Origin of the sequence: Streptomyces sp. DH41 (assembly GCF_029813785.1) — a bacterium.
Taxonomy (GTDB): Bacteria; Actinomycetota; Actinomycetes; order Streptomycetales; family Streptomycetaceae; genus Streptomyces.
In genome coordinates, this window is record NZ_JARVKY010000001.1 from 68,616 (window position 1) to 87,684 (window position 19,069).

13 protein-coding genes and 3 tRNA genes are annotated in these 19,069 nt (G+C 73.3%); 12 read left to right on the forward strand and 4 right to left on the reverse strand.

Annotation, left to right across the window (positions count from 1 at the left end):
• The first annotated feature begins 19 nt into the window (after positions 1–19).
• From QC283_RS00315 to QC283_RS00350, 8 genes are all read left to right on the forward strand, one after another.
• Positions 20–403 (forward strand): CU044_2847 family protein, encoded by a 384-nt coding sequence (locus QC283_RS00315; RefSeq protein WP_279559242.1) that lies wholly within the window; start codon positions 20–22, stop codon positions 401–403.
• The gene (locus tag QC283_RS00320; protein ID WP_279559243.1) at positions 400–2,091 is read left to right on the forward strand and encodes a VMAP-C domain-containing protein; all 1,692 of its coding nucleotides are present in this window, start codon (positions 400–402) and stop codon (positions 2,089–2,091) included. The genes QC283_RS00315 and QC283_RS00320 overlap by 4 nt, the downstream gene beginning before the upstream one ends.
• A gap of 28 nt (positions 2,092–2,119) precedes the next feature.
• A complete protein-coding gene (locus QC283_RS00325) occupies positions 2,120–3,172 on the forward strand; it encodes an AAA family ATPase (protein ID WP_279559244.1) in 1,053 nt (350 codons plus the stop codon).
• Positions 3,162–7,910 carry an SAV_2336 N-terminal domain-related protein gene (locus QC283_RS00330; protein WP_279559245.1) on the forward strand — a complete coding sequence of 1,583 codons (4,749 nt, stop codon included), beginning with the start codon at positions 3,162–3,164 and terminating at the stop codon, positions 7,908–7,910. Before QC283_RS00325 ends, QC283_RS00330 begins: the two co-directional genes overlap by 11 nt.
• A 180-nt stretch (positions 7,911–8,090) precedes the next feature.
• The gene (locus QC283_RS00335) at positions 8,091–9,140 is read left to right on the forward strand and encodes a rod shape-determining protein (protein ID WP_279559246.1); all 1,050 of its coding nucleotides are present in this window, start codon (positions 8,091–8,093) and stop codon (positions 9,138–9,140) included.
• A complete protein-coding gene (locus QC283_RS00340) occupies positions 9,131–10,561 on the forward strand; it encodes a GAF domain-containing protein (protein WP_443032527.1) in 1,431 nt (476 codons plus the stop codon). The genes QC283_RS00335 and QC283_RS00340 overlap by 10 nt, the downstream gene beginning before the upstream one ends.
• 177 nt (positions 10,562–10,738) lie before the next feature.
• Positions 10,739–11,476 (forward strand): ANTAR domain-containing protein, encoded by a 738-nt coding sequence (locus QC283_RS00345; RefSeq protein ID WP_279559247.1) that lies wholly within the window; start codon positions 10,739–10,741, stop codon positions 11,474–11,476.
• Between the two features lie 95 nt (positions 11,477–11,571).
• A complete protein-coding gene (locus QC283_RS00350; protein ID WP_279559248.1) occupies positions 11,572–11,718 on the forward strand; it encodes a hypothetical protein in 147 nt (48 codons plus the stop codon).
• 22 nt (positions 11,719–11,740) lie between these two features.
• Here QC283_RS00350 and QC283_RS00355 read toward each other — a convergent pair whose 3' ends face one another.
• The 4 genes from QC283_RS00355 to QC283_RS00370 all read right to left on the reverse strand — a co-directional run bounded on the left by QC283_RS00355 (position 11,741) and on the right by QC283_RS00370 (position 13,235).
• The gene (locus QC283_RS00355; protein ID WP_279559249.1) at positions 11,741–12,514 is read right to left on the reverse strand and encodes an SDR family NAD(P)-dependent oxidoreductase; all 774 of its coding nucleotides are present in this window, start codon (positions 12,512–12,514) and stop codon (positions 11,741–11,743) included.
• Positions 12,515–12,810: 296 nt separating this feature from the next.
• Positions 12,811–12,884, reverse strand: a tRNA-Ile gene (locus QC283_RS00360).
• 200 nt (positions 12,885–13,084) lie between these two features.
• A tRNA-Asn gene (locus QC283_RS00365) sits at positions 13,085–13,157 on the reverse strand.
• A 5-nt stretch (positions 13,158–13,162) separates the two neighbouring features.
• Positions 13,163–13,235: transfer RNA gene (locus QC283_RS00370), tRNA-Asn, on the reverse strand.
• A gap of 149 nt (positions 13,236–13,384) precedes the next feature.
• Here QC283_RS00370 and QC283_RS00375 point away from each other — a divergent pair.
• The 4 genes from QC283_RS00375 (at position 13,385) to QC283_RS00390 (ending at position 19,052) form a co-directional block, all read left to right on the forward strand.
• Positions 13,385–13,690, forward strand: coding sequence for a YtxH domain-containing protein (locus QC283_RS00375; RefSeq protein WP_279559250.1), 306 nt, complete (start codon positions 13,385–13,387; stop codon positions 13,688–13,690).
• Positions 13,691–13,762: 72 nt separating this feature from the next.
• Positions 13,763–15,217 (forward strand): xylulokinase, encoded by a 1,455-nt coding sequence (locus tag QC283_RS00380; RefSeq protein ID WP_279559251.1) that lies wholly within the window; start codon positions 13,763–13,765, stop codon positions 15,215–15,217.
• A 173-nt stretch (positions 15,218–15,390) separates the two neighbouring features.
• Entirely contained in the window at positions 15,391–17,124 is a 1,734-nt protein-coding gene (locus QC283_RS00385) for an ABC transporter ATP-binding protein (RefSeq protein ID WP_279559252.1), read from the forward strand.
• On the forward strand, positions 17,124–19,052 hold the full coding sequence (locus QC283_RS00390) for an ABC transporter ATP-binding protein (protein ID WP_279559253.1): 1,929 nt from the start codon (positions 17,124–17,126) through the stop codon (positions 19,050–19,052). The genes QC283_RS00385 and QC283_RS00390 overlap by 1 nt, the downstream gene beginning before the upstream one ends.
• The last annotated feature ends 17 nt before the right edge of the window (positions 19,053–19,069 follow it).

Below are 19,069 nucleotides of genomic sequence, written 5' to 3' on the forward strand. Positions count from 1 at the left end.
AGGGGGAGCGGGTGGCGCCATGAACGGGTTGACCGAGTTCACGACCGAGGACGGCGTGCGCGTGGTCGTCGAGGACATCCAGGACCCCCTGGACGGGGCGCGGCTGGTCTCGCGCGGCGACGGGTCGCGGCGGCCGGTCTCGCGCGGCGACGGACCGGCCCAGGCGGCACGCACCTTCGAGGGCTCCCTGGAGGGCGTACGGGCGGCGGCCGAGTCCGCGCTGCGGGTCTTCAGGGACGGCTCGCTCAGACCCGACTCGGTGGAGCTGGAGTTCGGGGTCAAGCTGAGCGCGGAGGCCGGCGCGATCATCGCGAAGGGGTCGGCGGAGGGCCACCTGGTCGTGCGGCTGAGCTGGTCACCGGAACCGGAGCCGGCCGACCCGGGAGCCGCCGGCCGGTCATGAGCAGCGCTACCTGGCACGCCCGGATCGAGTGCGGGGGCCGGATCGCCGGAGCGGGCTTCCTGGTCACCCCCGACAAGGTGCTGACCTGTGCCCACGTCGTACAGGACGGCGACCGGGACCCGCTGACGGTGACGTTCACCGAGCGCCCGGAGCTGCCCGCCGTGCCCGCGCGGATCATCGCCCACGGCGGCTGGGGCGGCGGCGCCACCGACCTGGGCGACCTGGCCGTACTGGAACTGGACCGCGAGGTCGCCATCACCCCCGCGGCACTGGCGCCCGCGGAGGCCGCCCACGGCGAACCACCCCGCAGGCTGGTCGTGTACGGCTTCCCGGTCGGGTTCGACGAGGGCACGCTGGCCGAGTACCGCACCACCGGGCCGCAGCTGATCAAAGGCGAGTGGAACCAGCTGGAGGCCTGGCAGACCGACGGCCAGCCGCTGGCCTGCGGCTACAGCGGCGCGGCGGTCGCCCTGGCCGACACCGGTGAGGTGGTCGGCATGGTCACGGCGGCGGCCGGCGCCAAGGGAGTGCGCAACGGACGGATGATGCCGACCCAGGTCATGGCCCGCTACTGGCCCGACCTGGAGAGTCTGGTACCCGCCTCCCCACATGCGGCGGCCCAGCGCGCGCGGTTGCGCGAGCTGGTGGAGAAGGCGGTCCGCGCGGGCGTGGACTGCGACCCGGTGCGGCTGTACACCGCCGCCGCCGACCCGTTCGACCCGCTGCCGCCGCCGGACGGTTTCGCCTCACTGTGGTCGGCCGCCCTGTTCGTGCTCTGCGAACTCGACAGTGCGCGCGCGACGGCCACCGTGACCCGGTTCGCCGACCGGCTGGAGGCGCTGCTGCGCCTTCCCGACGACCGCGTCCGGCCGGACTGGTCACCGATCCTGGTGGAGCTGGCTCCCAGTGGTGCGGGTCAGGGGCTGGTGCGGGTGGAGGTGTCGGCGTACAGCGGCGGACGGCGTCACCCGGTCGGTTCGGACACGGTGCCGGAGGCACGGCTGCGCGCCCACGTCCAGGACCGGATCGAGGAGGCCTTCCGTCATCTGACACCCGGCGCGGAGGAGTTGATCGCCTTCGCGCTGCCCCGTGACTGGCTCGACTGGCCCGTCGACCGCTGGGCGAGGGCCGCCGACGACGAGACGCCGCTCGGCTGCGTCCACCCGGTGGTGGTGACCGACCACACCCGGCGCAAGGCCGCCACCCGGCATGTGCTGACCCGAGCCTGGAACCGTCTCGACGCCCGCGGCGGCGCCCGGCTGCACCGCGTGGAGTGCGGATGCCCGGAGGAACCCCGCAAGTTGCGGTACGCGCTGCGGAGGGACGGAACCTGCCTGGCCGGCTTCGCCGCGGCCCCGAACGCCGCCCCCACCCGCGCGCACTTCGAGGTATCGCTCACCGCTCCCGCCCCCGCCATCGTCTGGCCGCGCGGCGGCTGCGCCGACGGTCACCGGTCCGGCTCCCCGGGCACCGACGGCTGCCCGGGCTCCGCCTTCCTCGACGCGCTCGACACACACGTGAGCCGGGTGCCCCTGACCGAACTGCCGCGCACCGTGCTCGCCCTGCGGGAGGAGGCCGACGCGCAGGACGGTCACTGGGCCAGGGACATCCAGCTGCTCTGGGACGACCCGCGCTGCTTCACCGACCCGCACGCCGCGGCCGTCCACCTCCAGTGCCCCGTAGCGTGACCACCTCTACAGACACGGAGATCCGCAGATGCCGCACTGGTCCGTCTACACCGGCGACAGCGAGCCGCACGACGGCATCGACCGGTTGCCCGCGCCGCCGCCGTGGCGGGCGTTCGACGGCGGACCACCGCTGGGCATCCCCGGCGAGCCCGAGGACGGGTCGGCCGTCTCCCCCGACCGTGTACACCGCGCCCAGACGTACGTGGCCACTTCGGAGAGCGTCCAGCTCGTCAACGCCGCCCTGTGTCTGCGCCGCCCGCTGCTGGTCACCGGTCCGCCCGGCACCGGCAAGTCCTCCCTGGCGTACGCGGTCGCCCACGAGCTGCGGCTCGGACCTGTGCTGCGCTGGAACATCACCAGCCGCAGCAGCCTCGCCGACGGTCTCTACCAGTACGACCCGCTGTCCCGGCTCTACGCCGCCAAGCAGGCGGCGCGGCACCCGGACCGGCCCACGCCCGAGCCGGGTGCGGGCGGACCGGGCCACGGCGGCGACGTCGCGGACCACCTGCGGCTCGGTCCCCTCGGCACCGCACTGCTGCCGTACTCCCGTCCCCGGGTGCTGCTCGTCGACGAGATCGACAAGAGCGACCTGGACCTGCCCAACGACCTGCTGAACGTCCTGGAGGAGGGCCAGTACGAGATCCCGGAACTGATCCGCGCGGCCCGGCACTCGGCCGAGGACGCGGCAGTGGTCCTGACGGACGGCGGTGACCGGCCGGTCACCGTCCGGCGCGGGCGGGTGCGCTGCCGCGCCTTCCCGTTCGTCGTGCTGACCAGTAACGGCGAGCGCGAGTTCCCGCCCGCCTTTCTGCGCCGCTGCGTCCGGCTGCGGCTGCGCCGGCCCGACCGCGCCCAGCTCACCGACATCGTCCGCGCCCACCTCGGCGAGCCGGATGCCGCGGCCACCTCCCTGATCGACGGCTTCCTGGACCGGGCGACCAGCGGGGAACTCGCCACCGACCAGTTGCTGAACGCCATCTACCTCACCGGCATCGCCGGCCTGGACACCGATTCGCGCGACGCCCTGGCCGAGCAGCTGATGCCCTACCTGAGCGCGGCGGCGGACGGTGATGGCTTCTGACCCGGACGGCGCGCCCCAGGCCGGCACGCCACCCGACGACGCGCCCCAGGTCGGCAGATTGCGCGCCGCGCTCGCCGCGGCCGCGGGCCCGGACGCCGGTGGTGACGTCACCCCGCGTGAGCTGGCGGAGCTGCTGTGGCTCGCGGCACGGCTGGCGCCCGGGGCCGGAGTGCCGACCGGCCAGGAGGGCGCCGGGCTCCGCTCCGGTCACCGGCCAGGAGGGGAGCCCGGCGACCTCCCCCCCGGGGCCGGCGCCTGCGACGAACCGCCTCCGGCCACGGATCCGGATCCGCCTCCTCACGACCCACCGCCCACCCTGCCTGTGAAAGCCAGGGTCCCGCTGCATCTGCCGGAGCCGTCCCCTGTCCCGGCCGCCGCCGACGGCACACCGCTGCTCGCACCCGCGCCCCCGATGCTGCACCACACGCTCGCCCTGCAACGCGCGCTGCGCCCCCTCCAACGGAAGGTGCCCGACTCCCGAGCCCGTGTGCTGGACGAGCGGGCCACCGCCGACCGCATCGCACGGCTCGGCGCGCACCCCGACGTCTGGCTGCCCGTGCTGCGCCCGGCCCCCGACCGCTGGCTCCGCCTCAACCTGGTCCACGACGTGGGCCCCACCATGCCCGTCTGGCGGCCCCTGGCACGCGAACTGCACGTCGTTCTGTCCCAGTCGGGCATCTTCCGAGCGGTCACCGCACGGCGGGCCACCCCCGACGGCCACGCTCGGGGCGTCCCCGTACTCGCCGACGGCCGCACCGTCACACTGATCGTCAGCGACTGCATGGGCCCGCAGTGGCGGCCCGGCCCGGCGGGCGACCGCTGGTACCGCACGCTGCGCCGCTGGGCCGGCCGGATGCCCGTGGCCGTCGTCCAGCCACTGCCCGAGCACCTGTGGGACACCACGGCTCTGCCCGCCTTCGCCGGCCTGCTCACGCCCCCGGCCGCGGCGGCCCCCTCGGCCACCCTCACGTTCACGCCGTACGTCCCGGACACCATGGAGCGGCCCCTGTCCGCCGTCCCCCTTCCCGTGCTGGAACCGGGTCCGGCCTGGCTCGCCAACTGGGCCGAGCTGATCGCCGACCCGGGCGCGGGGCGCGTCCCCGGCGCGGTGGCCTGGCTGCCGCCCGCGCCGGTCCCTTCGGCCCAGCCGCCCCGGAACGTCGCCGCTCTCTCCCCCGAGGAGCTGGTACTGAGGTTCCGGTCGACGGCGTCCCCGGAGGCCTACCGCCTGGCCGGCCATCTGTCGCTGGCCGTGCCGTCGCTGCCGGTGATGCGCCTGGTACAGCGCGCGCTGGAACGCGCGCCGCGTCCGCAGCACCTGGCCGAGATCGTCCTCAGCGGCCTGCTCACCACGGTCCTCGGCCCACCCGGTTCGTACGCCTTCCGCCCGGGCGTACGCGACCTGCTGCTGCGCTCCCTGCCGCGTACCGAGCGCGGACGCACCCGCGAACTGCTGGACCGGGTCGGCGCCCTGATCGACGAACGGGCGGGGCTCGCGGCCGGGGAGTTCCAGGCCGAGGCGCGCCGGGGCGCGGACGACACCTCGGGAACGGCGTTCGCGACCGTCGCCGAGGAGACGGTACGGCGGCTCGGCGGGGACCGGGCCGCGGGGCGGCTGGTCGGCGGGCGATACCGGCTGCTGGGACAGCGGAACTCCGGACGCCGGGTGTGGGAGGCCGTGGACGAGCGCACCGACCGGCCCGTGGCCGTCCACCTGTACCCGGAGCAGACGTCACCGGAACGGTTCACGCGTGAGGCGCGGACGCTCGCCGAACTCGACGACCCGCATGTCACACGCGTGCTGGACCACGGCCTGGAGGGTGAACGGCCCTACCTGGTCACCGAGTTCCTGGACGGTGTCACCTTGCGGGAGTTGGAGGACGGCAGCGGGCCCGGCGTGTCCTTCGGAGTGTTCGCCCGCCTGGCCACGCAGACCACGGCGGGGCTCCAGGCCCTGCACGCGCGCGGTCTGGTGCGGGGCCGGCGGGACGCCGACGGGCTCCTGCTGCTGCGGGACGGCACCGTGGTGATCAGCCGGTTCGCGCTGGGCTGGGAGGCCGCAGGCAAGGACGCCGCCCAGGACCTCGTCGAACTCGGCCGCCTGGTGCAGCGGCTGGCCCGGAACGTGCCGACCCCGGCCAAGTACGAGGAGCTGGTCCGGGAGATAGAGCACAGCCCGGCGTCCGGGGTCTCGAGGTCGGCGGTGGCGGAACTCGCCCGGGTCTCCTGGCCCCGTCGCATGCGTATCCAGCTGCTCGGCCGGCCGGCGGTCCGCCGCGACGACGGGACCACGGTCCCGATCCCCCCCGAGGTGGAGGCCCTCTTCTGCATGCTCGTGCTGCGACACGGGCAGCGGGTGCCGTTCGAGGAGCTGGTGGAGGGCCTGTGGGAGACCCGCCCCCCGGGCTTCCCTGCCGACCGGATCCGCGTGCTGGCCACCGAGCTCCGGGCCCTCCTCGGCCCCGGTACCCTCGCCGCCCTCCCCGACGGCTACGCCCTGCACACGCCGGACGACTACATCGACGTGTCGTTCTGCGAGGACGTGCTCCGCCGCCCGCGGTACGACCCCGGGCGCCGGGCGCGACGCCGGGCGATCCGGAACGCGCTGGACCTCTGGTACGGCGAGCCCCTGGAGCGCGTCCCCGGCCCCGCCGCCCGAGCCGCCCGCGCCCGGCTGGAGGACCTGCGCCTCACCCTGTACGCCGCCCATGCCGAGCTCGACCTCGAACTGGGCGACGCCGACCGTACCCTGGACGACCTCGGACGCCTCGTACGAGAACATCCGGACCGGGAGGACCTGCGCCGCCTGCACATCATGGCGTTGAGGGACTCGGGCCGGACCGCGGAGGCCGTCGAGTCGTACGAGATCCACGCCGAACACCGTCGGCGGCAGGGCGAACCGGTCGGTCCCGCGCTCCAGGAGCTGTACCGCGCGCTGCTCACCGCGCCGGAGCGGCAGCGTCCGACGATCGTGTTCGAGGCGGCCTCCCCGCTGGACGAGGAGGCCCGCCGGGTGCTCGGCCTGGCGGTGACGCGGCTGCTGGAGCGCAGTGCCCTGGCCGGCCACGAGTACGAGGTGCTGACCCGGGGGAACGGCCACATCGTCCTCACCGAACCGGACACCGACGTCCAGCCCGTCCTGGCCGACGTCCTGCGTGCGCTGCCCGACGCGCTCGCCGGGCTGAGGCATCCGCCGCGACTGCGGGTGACGTTCTGGCACGCCTCCTGGTTCGCCGACGCGCGCCGTCCCGTCGAGCCGCCGGGTGTGCGGGCCGCCCTGGACGGGACCGCCGGCGAGGTGGTGGTCGTCGTCTCACCCGTCCTGTACGAGGAGTTCGCGGGCGGCCCCGCCGCGGCGCAGGCGGCCCGCTTCCTGCCGTTGCGCTCGCACGCGGCGGACGAACCGCCACTCGCCTGGTACTGCCCCCTGCGCCTGCCGGCGGCCCCCTCCCCGCGGGCGGCCGCGGTCGTCGAGAGGGACTTGGTGCGCGGCCCCTTCACCGCCTCGGCCCCGTCCCTCGTCCCTGCCCCGGTCCCGCATCGCACGGCCGTCGTCCTGCTGCCGTCGGACGGCCCGACGACCCTGCTCACACCTGAGGAGCGACGCCTGCTGCCGGCCGACCGGCCGGCGACGTACTACGAGGTCGACCTGACCACGTACCGGTTCACGCGCCAGGCCTCGCTGCCCAGTTCCGGGGGCGGGGTGTTCGCGGCCTCGGTCGAGCTGTCCTGGCACGTCGACGACCCGGTCGCCTTCGTCGACGGCGAGACCGTCCACGTGCTGGACCGGCTGCTCGGCCACCTCCTGGAGAAGGCGCCCCGGCTGACCCGCCGGCACCCACTGCCCAAGGCCCGTGCCGCCCAGCGGGAGGTCGGGGAAGGGCTCGCTCCATGGCCGGTGCCGGGACTGTCGGTCTGGTGCTCGGTACGGCTGGCCCCGTCGGCCACCGAGACCGGGCCGCGGCGGCCGGAGCCGGGAGAGGACCGGGCCCGGCTGTGGAGCGGCGCCGACAAGACCCTGCTCGGAGTGCTGCGTACCGCCGACGCGGTGCTGCTCGGTTTCGAGGGACCGCTGGCCACGCTCTTCTCCGGTGCCGCCGCCCGCAGGGCGACCCGCGAACTGCTCTCGCTGGTGGCCGAGGAACGTACGCCGGAGGACTCGCTCGCCGGTCGCCCCCTCACCGCTTCCGGCGGTCCGATCGACCCGGCACAGGCCCGTGCCCGGCCCCTCGACGTGCTGCGCGCGTTCGCCCACGACACCCGGCTCGGTCCGCTCCTGCGCGAGCGCCTCGACCGGCTGGAGCTGGAGGCGGCGGCGAATGCGGGCCAGACCACCTACGCCACATCGCTCGTGGCCACCCTGCAGGCCTCCCGCTTCAACTTCGCCTACCGCGTGTTCACCGACGTCTCCGAGCAGGCCGTACGCCGCCACCTGGAACGGCACGCGCTGTCCGGCGCGGTCGGCCACGTCCACGGGCGCGGCCCGGACCTCGCGACGCTGATGCCCGACCCCGACTGCCTCCGGCGGGCCCTGGACTCGCTGTACACACCGGCTCGGGCAGCCGTGGTCATCGGCTCCTCGGCCACCGAACTGGGCGCGGCCCGGGAACTGGGCCTGCCGTTCATCGGCTACGCCGGCACACTCGCCGACGCCGACCACCTGCGCGCCGCGGGCTGCGACGTGCTCGTCCGTTCGCTGATGTCTCTGGTCGACGCCGTGAACGCCCTCACGGGCTGACGGCGCCCCGGCCGGGGCGAGCGCCGGGCGACCGGGGTCCGCCATTCTCCGGGTCCCCCCATTCAGCGGCCCCCCGCCCGGCCCCCTCCGAAAGGCGCCCGCCCCGGCCCCCGCGCACGATGCCTAGGAGGCCGGCCACCGGGCGGCCCCGCACGGTCCGCGCTCTCGGGAGGATCTGCCATGACCGCCAGTACCGCCAGTCTGGAGCAGCTGCGTCGCTGCCATTTCGCCGTAGATCTGGGCGCGGCGCGGACCCGTGTGTACGTCAAGGGCGCCGGGCTGGTGGTCGACCAGCCGTCCGCCGCCGCGGTCAACACCCGGACCGGCGCGCTCATCGCGGTCGGTGAGCTCGCGGAGCAGATGACCGGCCGCACCCCCTCGTTCATCCGCGTCGTGCGGCCCATCTCCGGTGGCACGGTCGTCGACATCGAGATGGCCCAGCGCATGCTGCGGCACCTGCTCGGCGACAAGATCCGCCGCGCCCTGCGCCGCAAACCCCGGCTGCGTGCCGCCGTCTGCACCCCGCACGGCGCCGATCCGCTGGCCCAGCGGGCGGCGATCGAGACACTCGTCGGGCTCGGCGCGCGGCGCGTGGAACTCGTCGACACGCTGATCGCCGCGGCGGTCGGCTGCGAACTGCCCGTGGAACAGCCCGAGGCCACCATGATCATGGTGTGCGGCGCGCACGCCACGCAGGTGGCGGTGCTCTCCCTCGGCTCGATCGTGACCGCCGAACGCATCCCGGTCGGCGGCGAGGCCGTCGACCACGCGATCGTGCAGCTCCTGCGCCACCAGCACGAGCTGATGCTGCCGAGCCAGTCCGTACGCCCCCTGCAACTCGCCCTGTCCGGCAACGGGCTGACCACCCAGGGGCCGACGTCCACCGAGATCCACGGGCGGGACGTGGCGACCGGCCTCGCCCGCTCCGTACGGGTCGACACCGCCGCCGTGCGCGACGCCATCCAGACACCGCTGACGGCCGTCCTCGACGGCATCGGCAAGGTGCTGCGGGACTGCCCGCCGGACCTGGTCGCGGACCTCGCGGACCGCGGGATCATGATGGTCGGCGGAAGCGCGCTGCTGCCCGGCTTCGACCAGATGCTGCGTCAGGCCACCGGCATGCCGGTGCACATCGCCGAACGGCCCGGCGAGTGCGCGGTCCAGGGCCTCGGCACCATGCTCGAGGGCCGGATCGAGCCGATGTCGCTCCACTCGACGTCATCCGACTGACCCGCCTGCTCGAAGCGGTCCTGGACGTCGGCACCGACCTCGGTCCGCGCGGCACCCTGCGGCGCCTCGTGGACCACGCCGCCGAGCTGACCGGCGCCGCTTCCGCGGCCCTGGTCACCGCCGACCCCGGCCAGGGCGACCTCGCCGGGATCCGCACCGCGGACCGGGACGGCGTACCGGAGTCGGCCGGGACGGCGCCCCGGCTGGAGGTGCCGATCCACGTGGGAGAAGAGAGGTTCGGTGAGCTGCGGCTGACCGGACGGCCCGGCGGCGGCCCGTTCACGGCCGAGGACGAGCAGCTGGTACGTGTCCTGGCCACGCACGCCGGCATCGTGATCGGCACCGCCCGGCTGTACGGGACGGCCCGGCAGCGCGAGCGCTGGATCGAGGGCGCCGCGGCCGTGACCACCGCGCTGCTCACGGAGGAGAGCGCCGACGACGCGCTCACGACGGTCGCCGAACGGGCCCGGCTGCTCGCCGACGCCAATGCGGGCGTCATCCTCCAGCCGACCGCCGAGGGCGGCATGGAGATCGTGACCGCCTCGACGCCCGAGGACCCGGACGGCATCGTCGGCGCGGCCATCGCACCGGGCAGTCCGGTCCTGGAGCAGCTCCTGGGCGGCGAACCGGTGTTCGTCACGGACTCGGCGACCGACCCGCGCATGACGACACACGTACGGCACCGGTTCGGACCGAGCATGATGCTGCCCCTGCGGGCGAACGGCCGGCTGATCGGCACCCTCGCCCTGCCCCGCCGCCGCGGTGACCGCCCCTATACGGACGTCGAACGGCTGCTCGCGACCCAGTTCGCCTCGCAGGCCGCGCTCGCCCTCGTCCTGGCCGACGCCCGGCGCGGCCGGGAGCGCCTCGCGGTCTACGAGGACCGCGACCGCATCGCCCGGGACCTGCACGACCTGGTGGTGCAGCGGCTGTTCGCCACCGGCATGATGCTCGAGTCGACGCGGCGCCGCCCCGGTGCCGAGGACGTCCGCGACGTCCTCGACCGGGCGTTGGACGAGCTGCGGTCCACGGTCCAGGAGGTCCGTACGGCGATCTTCGCGCTCCAGCAGTCCCCCGCCGGCCCTCCGACGGGCCTGCGCGGCCGGGTACTGCGCGAGACGGCGGCCGCGGCCGCGCTGCTCGGTTTCCCGCCGTCCACGCACTTCACGGGCGCCGTCGACATCCGCGTACCGGACCGGGTCGCGGACCGCCTGCTCACCGCCCTGCGCCAGGCTTTGACCGACGCGGCCGGCCGCCCGGGCGTGTCCCGCGTCGAGGTCACCGTGGACGCGACCACCACCCTGCCGGACGGCCGGGCCCCGGACGGCCGGGACGGAGTACGGCTGACGGTCTTCGACGACGGCGTGACGGGCCCGGGCGACGGTGAGGGGACGACGGTCACGTGGCGGTCGGCGCTCTGAACGTGCGGGAGAAGGAGCCCGGCCGAAGGAGCCGGGCAGCACCTTTACCCACCCATGGGCCGGTCATTCCCCGGCGCCGGGTGTAGTCGGCGGCCCGGCGGGCAGGTGCACCCTCACGGGGGCTGTGTGACGTTGCGACGTCTGTCAGGCATCGACAAGGACGGACAAGGCGGTGACATGACCCCAGCGGCACCACCACGTCTGGCGGGGACGCCGGCCACCCTGGTCATAGACGGCCGGGTGGACGCCGGCCGGGCGGTGCTCGTCGCGCGGGGACAGCTCGTCCACGGGTGCGCGGACATCCTTGCCGAGGCCCTGGCCGCGCTGCCGGCCGACGTCGAGCGGGTCGACCTGGACATGGGCGACGTGGAGTTCATGGACACGGCCGGGCTGCGGTTCCTGGACCTGCTGGGCGGCTTCAGCCACCGGCAGGCGGTGCCGGTGACGGCGACGAACTGGCACGGCGGGCCGCTGCGGATCCTGGAACTGGCGGGCCTGGACACCACCGACCCACTGCGCGCCACGGCCCACCGCCCGGAGCCTCGGCCCGCGCCCGATTCCACCGCCGACCCGGCGGACCCGGCGGACCCGGCGGACCCGGCGGGCCCGGCCGCCCCGCAGGCCTCCGCGGCCCCCGCCGAGCGGCTGCACGTCCTCCAGGAAGAGGTGGAACAGCTTCGCCAGGCGATCGCCTCGCGCCCGGTCATCGACCAGGCGCGAGGCGTGCTCATGGCCCTGCACGCCTGTACGTCGGACGAGGCGTGGCACATCCTGCGGGAGGCGTCCCAGTTGTCCAACACCAAGCTGCGCACCGTCGCCGCGGCGGTCACCGCCAGCGCCGGGAGCGACGGCCCGCCCCCGCCCGCCGAGGTGCGTACGGCCCTGCGGACGGCCCTGGGCCGAATCGGCCGCTGAGGCGGTGAGGCGGGGCCCGGTGCCGGTGGTGCGGTGCCGACGGCCCGGGCGGGGTACCCGGCCCGAAACGCCGTCCGTCAGGAGGAGGCAGGACGATGAGCGAGCAGACCACGTCCCAGGCAGAGGGCGAACGCGACGACGAGCCGGATCTCCCGGACCCGCCGCACACCACTCCCTCCCAGGCGGAGGGCGAACGCGACGACGAGGACGCGAACGCGGCGGACGACACGGCCGGTCCCTAGCGCGGCGACCTCACCGCCGGCCTCAGAAGGCGGTCCACCCACCGTCCACGGCCAGTGCCGACCCCGTGGCGAAGGAGGCGCGGTCGCTGCACAGCCACAGCGCCGCCTGGGCGATCTCGGCGGGGTCCGCCATGCGCTTCTGCATCTGACGGGCGATGAAAGCCGTCTCCAGCTCCGGATAGGCCTCCACCGCCTGGCCGATCATCTCCGTACGGGTCGTACCGACGACGAGCGTGTTGACGCGGATGCCGTGTGCCGCGTACTCGGCCGCCGCGGCCCTGGTCATACCGAGCACCGCGTGCTTCGCGGCGACGTAGGGCACGGGGGCCCCGGTGGCGCCCATGGCCGCGGTGCTGGACGTGTTGACGATCGCGCCCTTCCCCGCTGCGAGCATCACCGGTATCTGGGACCGCAGGCAGTTCCAGGTGCCGCTGACGTTGACGGCCATCGTGCGCTCGAAGACGGCCTGGTCGAGCTCGTGCATCGGGGACAGGTCGGCACCGGCGAAGCCCGCGTTGTTGAAGGCCGCGTCCAGGGTGCCGAAGTGCTCGAGGGCCGCGTCCACGGCGCGCTGTACGTCCTCGGCGTCACAGACGTCGCCCGCGCTGATCGCCGCACGTCCCCCCGAGTCGTTGACTTCCTGGGCCAGTTGCTTGAGCACGCCCTCCCGGCGGGCCATCAGCACAACCGCCGCCCCCTCGGCGGCGAACAGACGAGCGGCCGCTTCTCCGATACCGCTCGACGCACCAGTGATCATGACGGTCTTACCGGCGAGTAGTCCATTCCTGTCACTCATGCGCCGAGTAAACCCTCTGACCCCACCGAAGTGCCATGGGGCACGGCTCAGGCTGGTGCCGAGCGAGCGGCCCCGGGTGTCCCTGCTCCGCCCTCAACCAGCGCGTGCACGAGCTGATGGTCGAGGCCAGCGGTCAGGAGGTGGCCAGGCGCCGGCTCGAACGGCCGAACGGGCCGATGGTGCGTTTCCGGTTCCGGCTGGCCCTGCGCCCCGGCCGCCCAGCCCAGTCCGGTGACCGAGTCCGGCGCCGAACGCTCCGGCACAGGTCAGAACGATTTTGCCCGACAGGGCGAGAGTGGGGCGGGTGGGACTCGAACCCACGGCCGGCGGATTATGAGTCCGCTGCTCTAACCGGCTGAGCTACCGCCCCATAGCGGCGTGTCGCGTACACGTGTGCGCGCCGTCTGCCGCAGCATAGCCGCTCATACGATCTCCTGCCTCGGATGGTCGGCTACCGCGCTGCCTTCATGACCTTGAGGACTCCGCAGCGCGCCGGGTGGTTCCCGGACAGGGGCACGGACACCGTTCCCGGACATGAAAAAGGACCCCGAAGGGTCCTCGTTCACCGTGCTCCCCCGACTGGACTCGAACCAGTAACCTGCCGGTTAACAGCCGGCTGCTCTGCCAATTGAGCTACAGGGGACCGAGCTCCTCGGACTGGACTCGAACCAGTAACCTGCCGGTTAACAGCCGGCTGCTCTGCCAATTGAGCTACCGAGGATTGACTCGTTGCATCGAACGTATCCCACTGGGTATTCGCCAGAGGGCGCGCGCTCGCTGCGACACATACATTAGCGCAAGCAGGGGGGTGCTCCGCCAATCGGTACTCCCCGGCACCTCAGGAGCCAGAGCAAGGGAAGGGTGGCCGCCATGCGTTACCGGCTCACGTTCGTCGTCGGACTCGCGGTGGGTTACGTGCTGGGCACGAAGGCCGGACGGGAGCGTTACGAGCAGTTGCGCAAGTCCGCCCGTCAGGTCGCGCAGAACCCCGCCGTGCGCAACACCGCCGAGTCGGCGGCCCAGCAGGGCAGGCACTTCGCCGACAAGGCGTACAGCGCGGTGAGCGACAAGGTCGGGGACCGGATGCCCGACTCGGTGGCCCAGCGGGTCCGCTCCCTGCGCGAACGCGGCACGAACGGCAGCGGGGCGGACGACTGGGGCACCAGCAACACGTGAGGCCCGTGCTCCGGGCGGGTCCCGTGCCCCCACCGGATACGGACGCCTCTCCGGTACGGCAGAATTTCGGGCATGGGGATAGTCGCCGGGTTGGACAGTGCGCCCGATTTCACTCGTATCGTCGTCTGCGACTCGGAGACGGGTGCCGTGCTGAGGCAGGGCTACGCGCCTCATCCGGTGGAGAGTCCCGAAGGCGGGGGCCGGCCCTCGGACGTCGATCCGCAGGCCTGGCTGCTGTCCCTCGGGGAGGCCGCCGGCGGCGGGCTGCTGGAGGGCGTGCAGGCCATCGGCGTCTCCGCGCAGGCGAACTCCGTCGTGCCGCTGGACTCGCAGGGCAACACCGTGCGCCCCGCCATGGTCGGCGGCGACAAGCGCTCCCAGGTGGCCGCGGCCGACCTGATCGACGCGCTCGGCGGGCGTGAGGCGTGGGCACAGGCCGTGGGCTCGGTGCCGCAGGCCGCGCAGCCGGTGACCAAGCTCCGCTGGCTGGCGAGGACCGAGCCCGAGGCCGCCGCGCGGACCGCGGTGCTGCTCCAGGCCCACGACTGGCTGGTGTGGCAGCTGCTCGGGCGGCCCGCGCGCAGGACCACCGACCGGGGCGGGGCGTCCGGGACCGGCTACTGGTCGGCGGCGAGCGGCGGTTACCGGCCCGACCTGGTCGAGCTGGCGCTCGGGCACCAGGTGATGCTGCCGGAGGTGATCGGCCCGTCCGAGGCCGCCGGTACGACGCCGGAGGGGTTGCTGATCTCCGCCGGAACCGGCGAGACGATGGCCGCCGCCTTCGGGCTGGGGATCGGGCTGGGCGACGCGGTGGTGTCGCTGGGCGCGTCCGGGTCGGTGATGGCCGTGCACCCCGAGGCGCTCGTCGACCAGTCCGGGATGATCACCTCGCTGGCGGACGCGACCGGCATGCACCTGCCGGTCGTCACCACCCTGAACGCCGTACGAACCCTGCGGGGCGCCGCCGAACTGCTCGGCGTACCGGATCTGGAGGGCCTGTCCGAGCTGGCGATGAAGTCGACGCCGGGCGCGCACGGGCTGGTGCTGCTCCCCTACCTGGAGGGCGAGCGCACGCCGAACCTGCCGCACACCGCCGGCACGCTGGCCGGGCTGCGGCGCGAGTCGATGCGGCCGGAGCACCTGGCGCGGGCCGCGTTCGAGGGCATGCTGTGCGGTCTCGCCGACGCCCTCGACGTGCTGCGCGGCCGGGGCGTGGACGTGCGGCGGGTCTTCCTGCTGGGCGCGGCGGCAGAGCTGCCGGCCGTGCAGGCGGCGGCGCCCGCGCTGTTCGGGACGCAGGTCGTCGTACCGCAGCCGGCGGACTACGCGGCGATCGGCTCGGCCCGGCAGGCGGCCTGGGCGCTGGGCGCGTCCCAGGGCACGCTGGACCCGCGCAATCCCCCCGTCTGGCAGGGCGCGGTCGCGCAGGTGCTGGAGCCGGGCGAGGAGCTGGCGGTGGGGCAGGCGGTGCGCCAGCAGTTCGTGTCGGTGCGGGAGCAGACCCATCCGGGGGCGCTGCACGGGTAGGGCCGCACGCCTGGGCGCCCGTGAAGCAGCCCGCAAGCCGCCCGTAATGCCGCCCGTACGGCCGGAAGTCGCGCGCTGTTGGGTTAATCGGTTGAGGTAACGCGGGTGGAGTGTTCGACGATAGGGGCCAGGGGCAACCACCCGCCCCCGTCGCCGACTCCGAGAGACCCAGCGTGCTCATACGACTCCTGCGGACCTGTCTCAGGCCCTACAGAAAACCCATCGCCCTGCTGGTGGCGCTGCAGTTTCTGCAGACCTGCGCCTCCCTCTACCTGCCGACCCTGAACGCGGACATCATCGACAACGGTGTCGTGAAGGGCGACTCGGGCTACATCCTGGCCTTCGGCGCCCTGATGATCGGCATCTCGCTGGTCCAGGTGGTGTGCAACATCGGGGCCGTCTACTACGGCGCGCGGACCGCCGCCGCGCTCGGCCGGGACCTGCGCGGTGCCGTCTTCGACCGGGTGCAGTCCTTCTCGGCGCGCGAGGTCGGCGGCTTCGGCGCGCCCTCGCTGATCACCCGGACCACGAACGACGTCCAGCAGGTCCAGATGCTGGCCCTGATGACGTTCACGCTGATGGTGTCGGCGCCCATCATGTGTGTCGGCGGCATCGTGATGGCGCTGGGCCTGGACGTGCCGCTGTCCGGAGTGCTGGTCGGGGTCGTGCCGGTGCTGGCGATCTGCGTGACGCTGATCGTGCGGCGGCTGCGGCCGCTGTTCCGGGCCATGCAGGAGCGGCTGGACACGGTGAACCGGGTGCTGCGCGAGCAGATCACCGGCAACCGCGTCATCCGCGCCTTCGTGCGGGACGAGTACGAGCAGCAGCGCTTCCGGAAGGCCAACGCGGATCTGACCGAGGTGGCGCTGGGCAGCGGCAACCTGCTCGCGCTGATGTTCCCCGTGGTCATGACGGTGGTGAACGTGTCGTCGGTCGCGGTGGTGTGGTTCGGGGCCCACCGGATCGAGAGCGGCGGGATGCAGATCGGCGATCTGACCGCGTTCCTCGCCTACCTGATGCAGATCGTGATGTCCGTGATGATGGCCACCTTCATGTTCATGATGGTGCCGCGCGCGGAGGTGTGCGCCGAGCGCATCCAGGAGGTACTGGGCACCGAGAGCAGTGTCGTGCCGCCGGTGGCGCCGGTCACCGAGCTGCGCCGGCACGGGCATCTGGAGGTGCGGGGGGCCGGTTTCCGCTACCCCGGTGCCGAGGAGCCGGTGCTCCGGCACATCGACCTGGTGGCCCGGCCGGGCGAGACGACCGCCGTCATCGGCTCGACCGGCAGCGGCAAGTCCACGCTGCTCGGGCTGGTCCCCCGGCTGTTCGACGCCACGGAAGGCGAGGTGCTCGTCGACGGGGTGGACGTGCGGACCGTCGACCCGGAGGTGCTGGCCAAGGTCGTGGGACTGGTGCCGCAGAAGCCGTACCTCTTCGCGGGCACGGTCGCGACCAACCTGCGCTACGGCAATCCGGACGCCACGGACGAGGAACTGTGGCACGCGCTCGGCGTGGCGCAGGCCGGGGAGTTCGTCTCCGGGCTGGAGGGCGGGCTCGACGCGCCCGTCTCGCAGGGCGGCACCAACGTTTCGGGAGGTCAGCGGCAGCGGCTCGCCATCGCCCGGACGCTCGTCCAGCGCCCGGAGATCTACCTCTTCGACGACTCCTTCTCCGCCCTCGACTACGCCACCGACGCGGCGCTCCGTGCCGAGCTGGGCCGGGAGACGGCCGAGGCGACCGTGGTGATCGTGGCGCAGCGCGTGTCGACCATCCGGGACGCGGACCGGATCATCGTGCTGGACGAGGGGCGGGTGGTCGGGGTGGGCAGGCACCACGAGTTGATGGCGGACAACGAGACCTACCGGGAGATCGTGCTCTCCCAGCTCACGGAAGCGGAGGCTGCCTGATGGCCGGGCCCGCGGGGCGCATGATGGCCGGGGGCGGCCCCGACCAGCGTTCGATGGACTTCAAGGGGTCGACCAAGCGGCTCCTCGCCCAGTTCCGGCCGGAGCGGGCGACCCTCTTCACACTGCTGGCGTGTCTGGTCGTCAGCGTCGCACTCAGCGTGGTCGGGCCGAAGATCCTCGGCCGGGCCACCGACCTGGTCTTCGCGGGGATCGTCGGGCGGGACATGCCGTCCGGGGCCTCGAAGGAACAGGTCCTGGACTCCATGCGGGAGCGCGGCGACGGCGATGTCGCCGACATGCTCCGCAGCACGGACTTCGTCCCGGGCCAGGGCATCGACTTCGGTGCCGTGGGCGAGGTGCTGCTGCTCGCGCTGGCGACCTTCGCCGGCGCCGGGCTGCTGATGGCGGTGGCGACCCGGCTGGTGAACCGCGCGGTCAACCGGACGATGTTCCGGATGCGGGAGGACGTGCAGACGAAGCTGTCCCGGCTGCCGCTGTCGTACTTCGACAAACGGCAGCGCGGTGAGGTGCTGAGCCGGGCGACGAACGACATCGACAACATCCAGCAGACGCTCCAGCAGTCGATGGGCCAGCTGATCAACTCGCTGCTGACCATCATCGGCGTGCTGGCGATGATGTTCTACGTCTCCTGGATCCTGGCGCTGGTCGCGCTGGTGACCGTGCCGCTGTCGTTCGTGGTGGCCACGCGCGTGGGCAAGCGGTCGCAGCCGCAGTTCGTGCAGCAGTGGCGCTCCACGGGGCAGTTGAACGCGCACATCGAGGAGATGTACACCGGGCACACGCTGGTGAAGGTGTTCGGGCGGCAGGAGGAGTCCGCGAAGCAGTTCGCCGAGCAGAACGACGCGCTGTACGAGGCCGGGTTCAAGGCACAGTTCAACAGCGGGATCATGCAGCCGCTGATGATGTGCGTGTCCAACCTGAACTACGTGCTCGTCGCGGTGGTCGGCGGGCTGCGGGTGGCCTCCGGGACGCTGTCCATCGGTGACGTGCAGGCATTCATCCAGTACTCGCGGCAGTTCTCGATGCCGCTGACGCAGGTCGCGTCGATGGCGAACCTGGTGCAGTCGGGTGTGGCGTCGGCGGAGCGGGTCTTCGAGCTGCTGGACGCCGAGGAGCAGTCGGCGGACCCGATCCCGGGCGCCCGGCCCGAGGACCTGCGCGGACGGGTGGAGCTGGAGCACGTCTCCTTCCGCTACGACCCCGAGAAGCCGCTGATCGAGGACCTGTCGCTGAAGGTCGAGCCGGGGCACACGGTCGCCATCGTCGGGCCCACGGGGGCCGGGAAGACGACCCTCGTCAATCTGCTGATGCGGTTCTACGAGGTCTCCGGCGGGCGGATCACCCTGGACGGGGTGGACGTGGCGAAGATGTCCCGGGACGAGCTGCGGGCCGGCATCGGCATGGTGCTCCAGGACACCTGGCTGTTCGGCGGCACCATCGCGGAGAACATCGCGTACGGAGCGTCGCGGGAGGTGACCCGCGGGGAGATCGAGGAGGCGGCGCGGGCCGCCCACGCCGACCGGTTCGTGCGGACGCTGCCCGACGGCTACGACACCGTGATCGACGACGAGGGCACGGGGGTGAGCGCCGGTGAGAAGCAGCTCATCACCATCGCGCGGGCCTTCCTGTCCGACCCGGTGATCCTGGTCCTGGACGAGGCGACGTCGTCCGTGGACACCCGTACCGAGGTGCTGATCCAGAAGGCGATGGCCAAGCTGGCGCACGGGCGGACGTCGTTCGTGATCGCGCACCGGCTGTCGACGATCCGGGACGCGGACACGATCCTGGTGATGGAGAACGGGTCGATCGTCGAGCAGGGCGCCCACGCCGGGCTGCTGGCGGCCGACGGGGCCTACGCGCGGCTGTACCAGGCCCAGTTCGCCCAGGCCGTGGCGGAGGTGGAGTAGGGCCCGGTCGGAGTCGG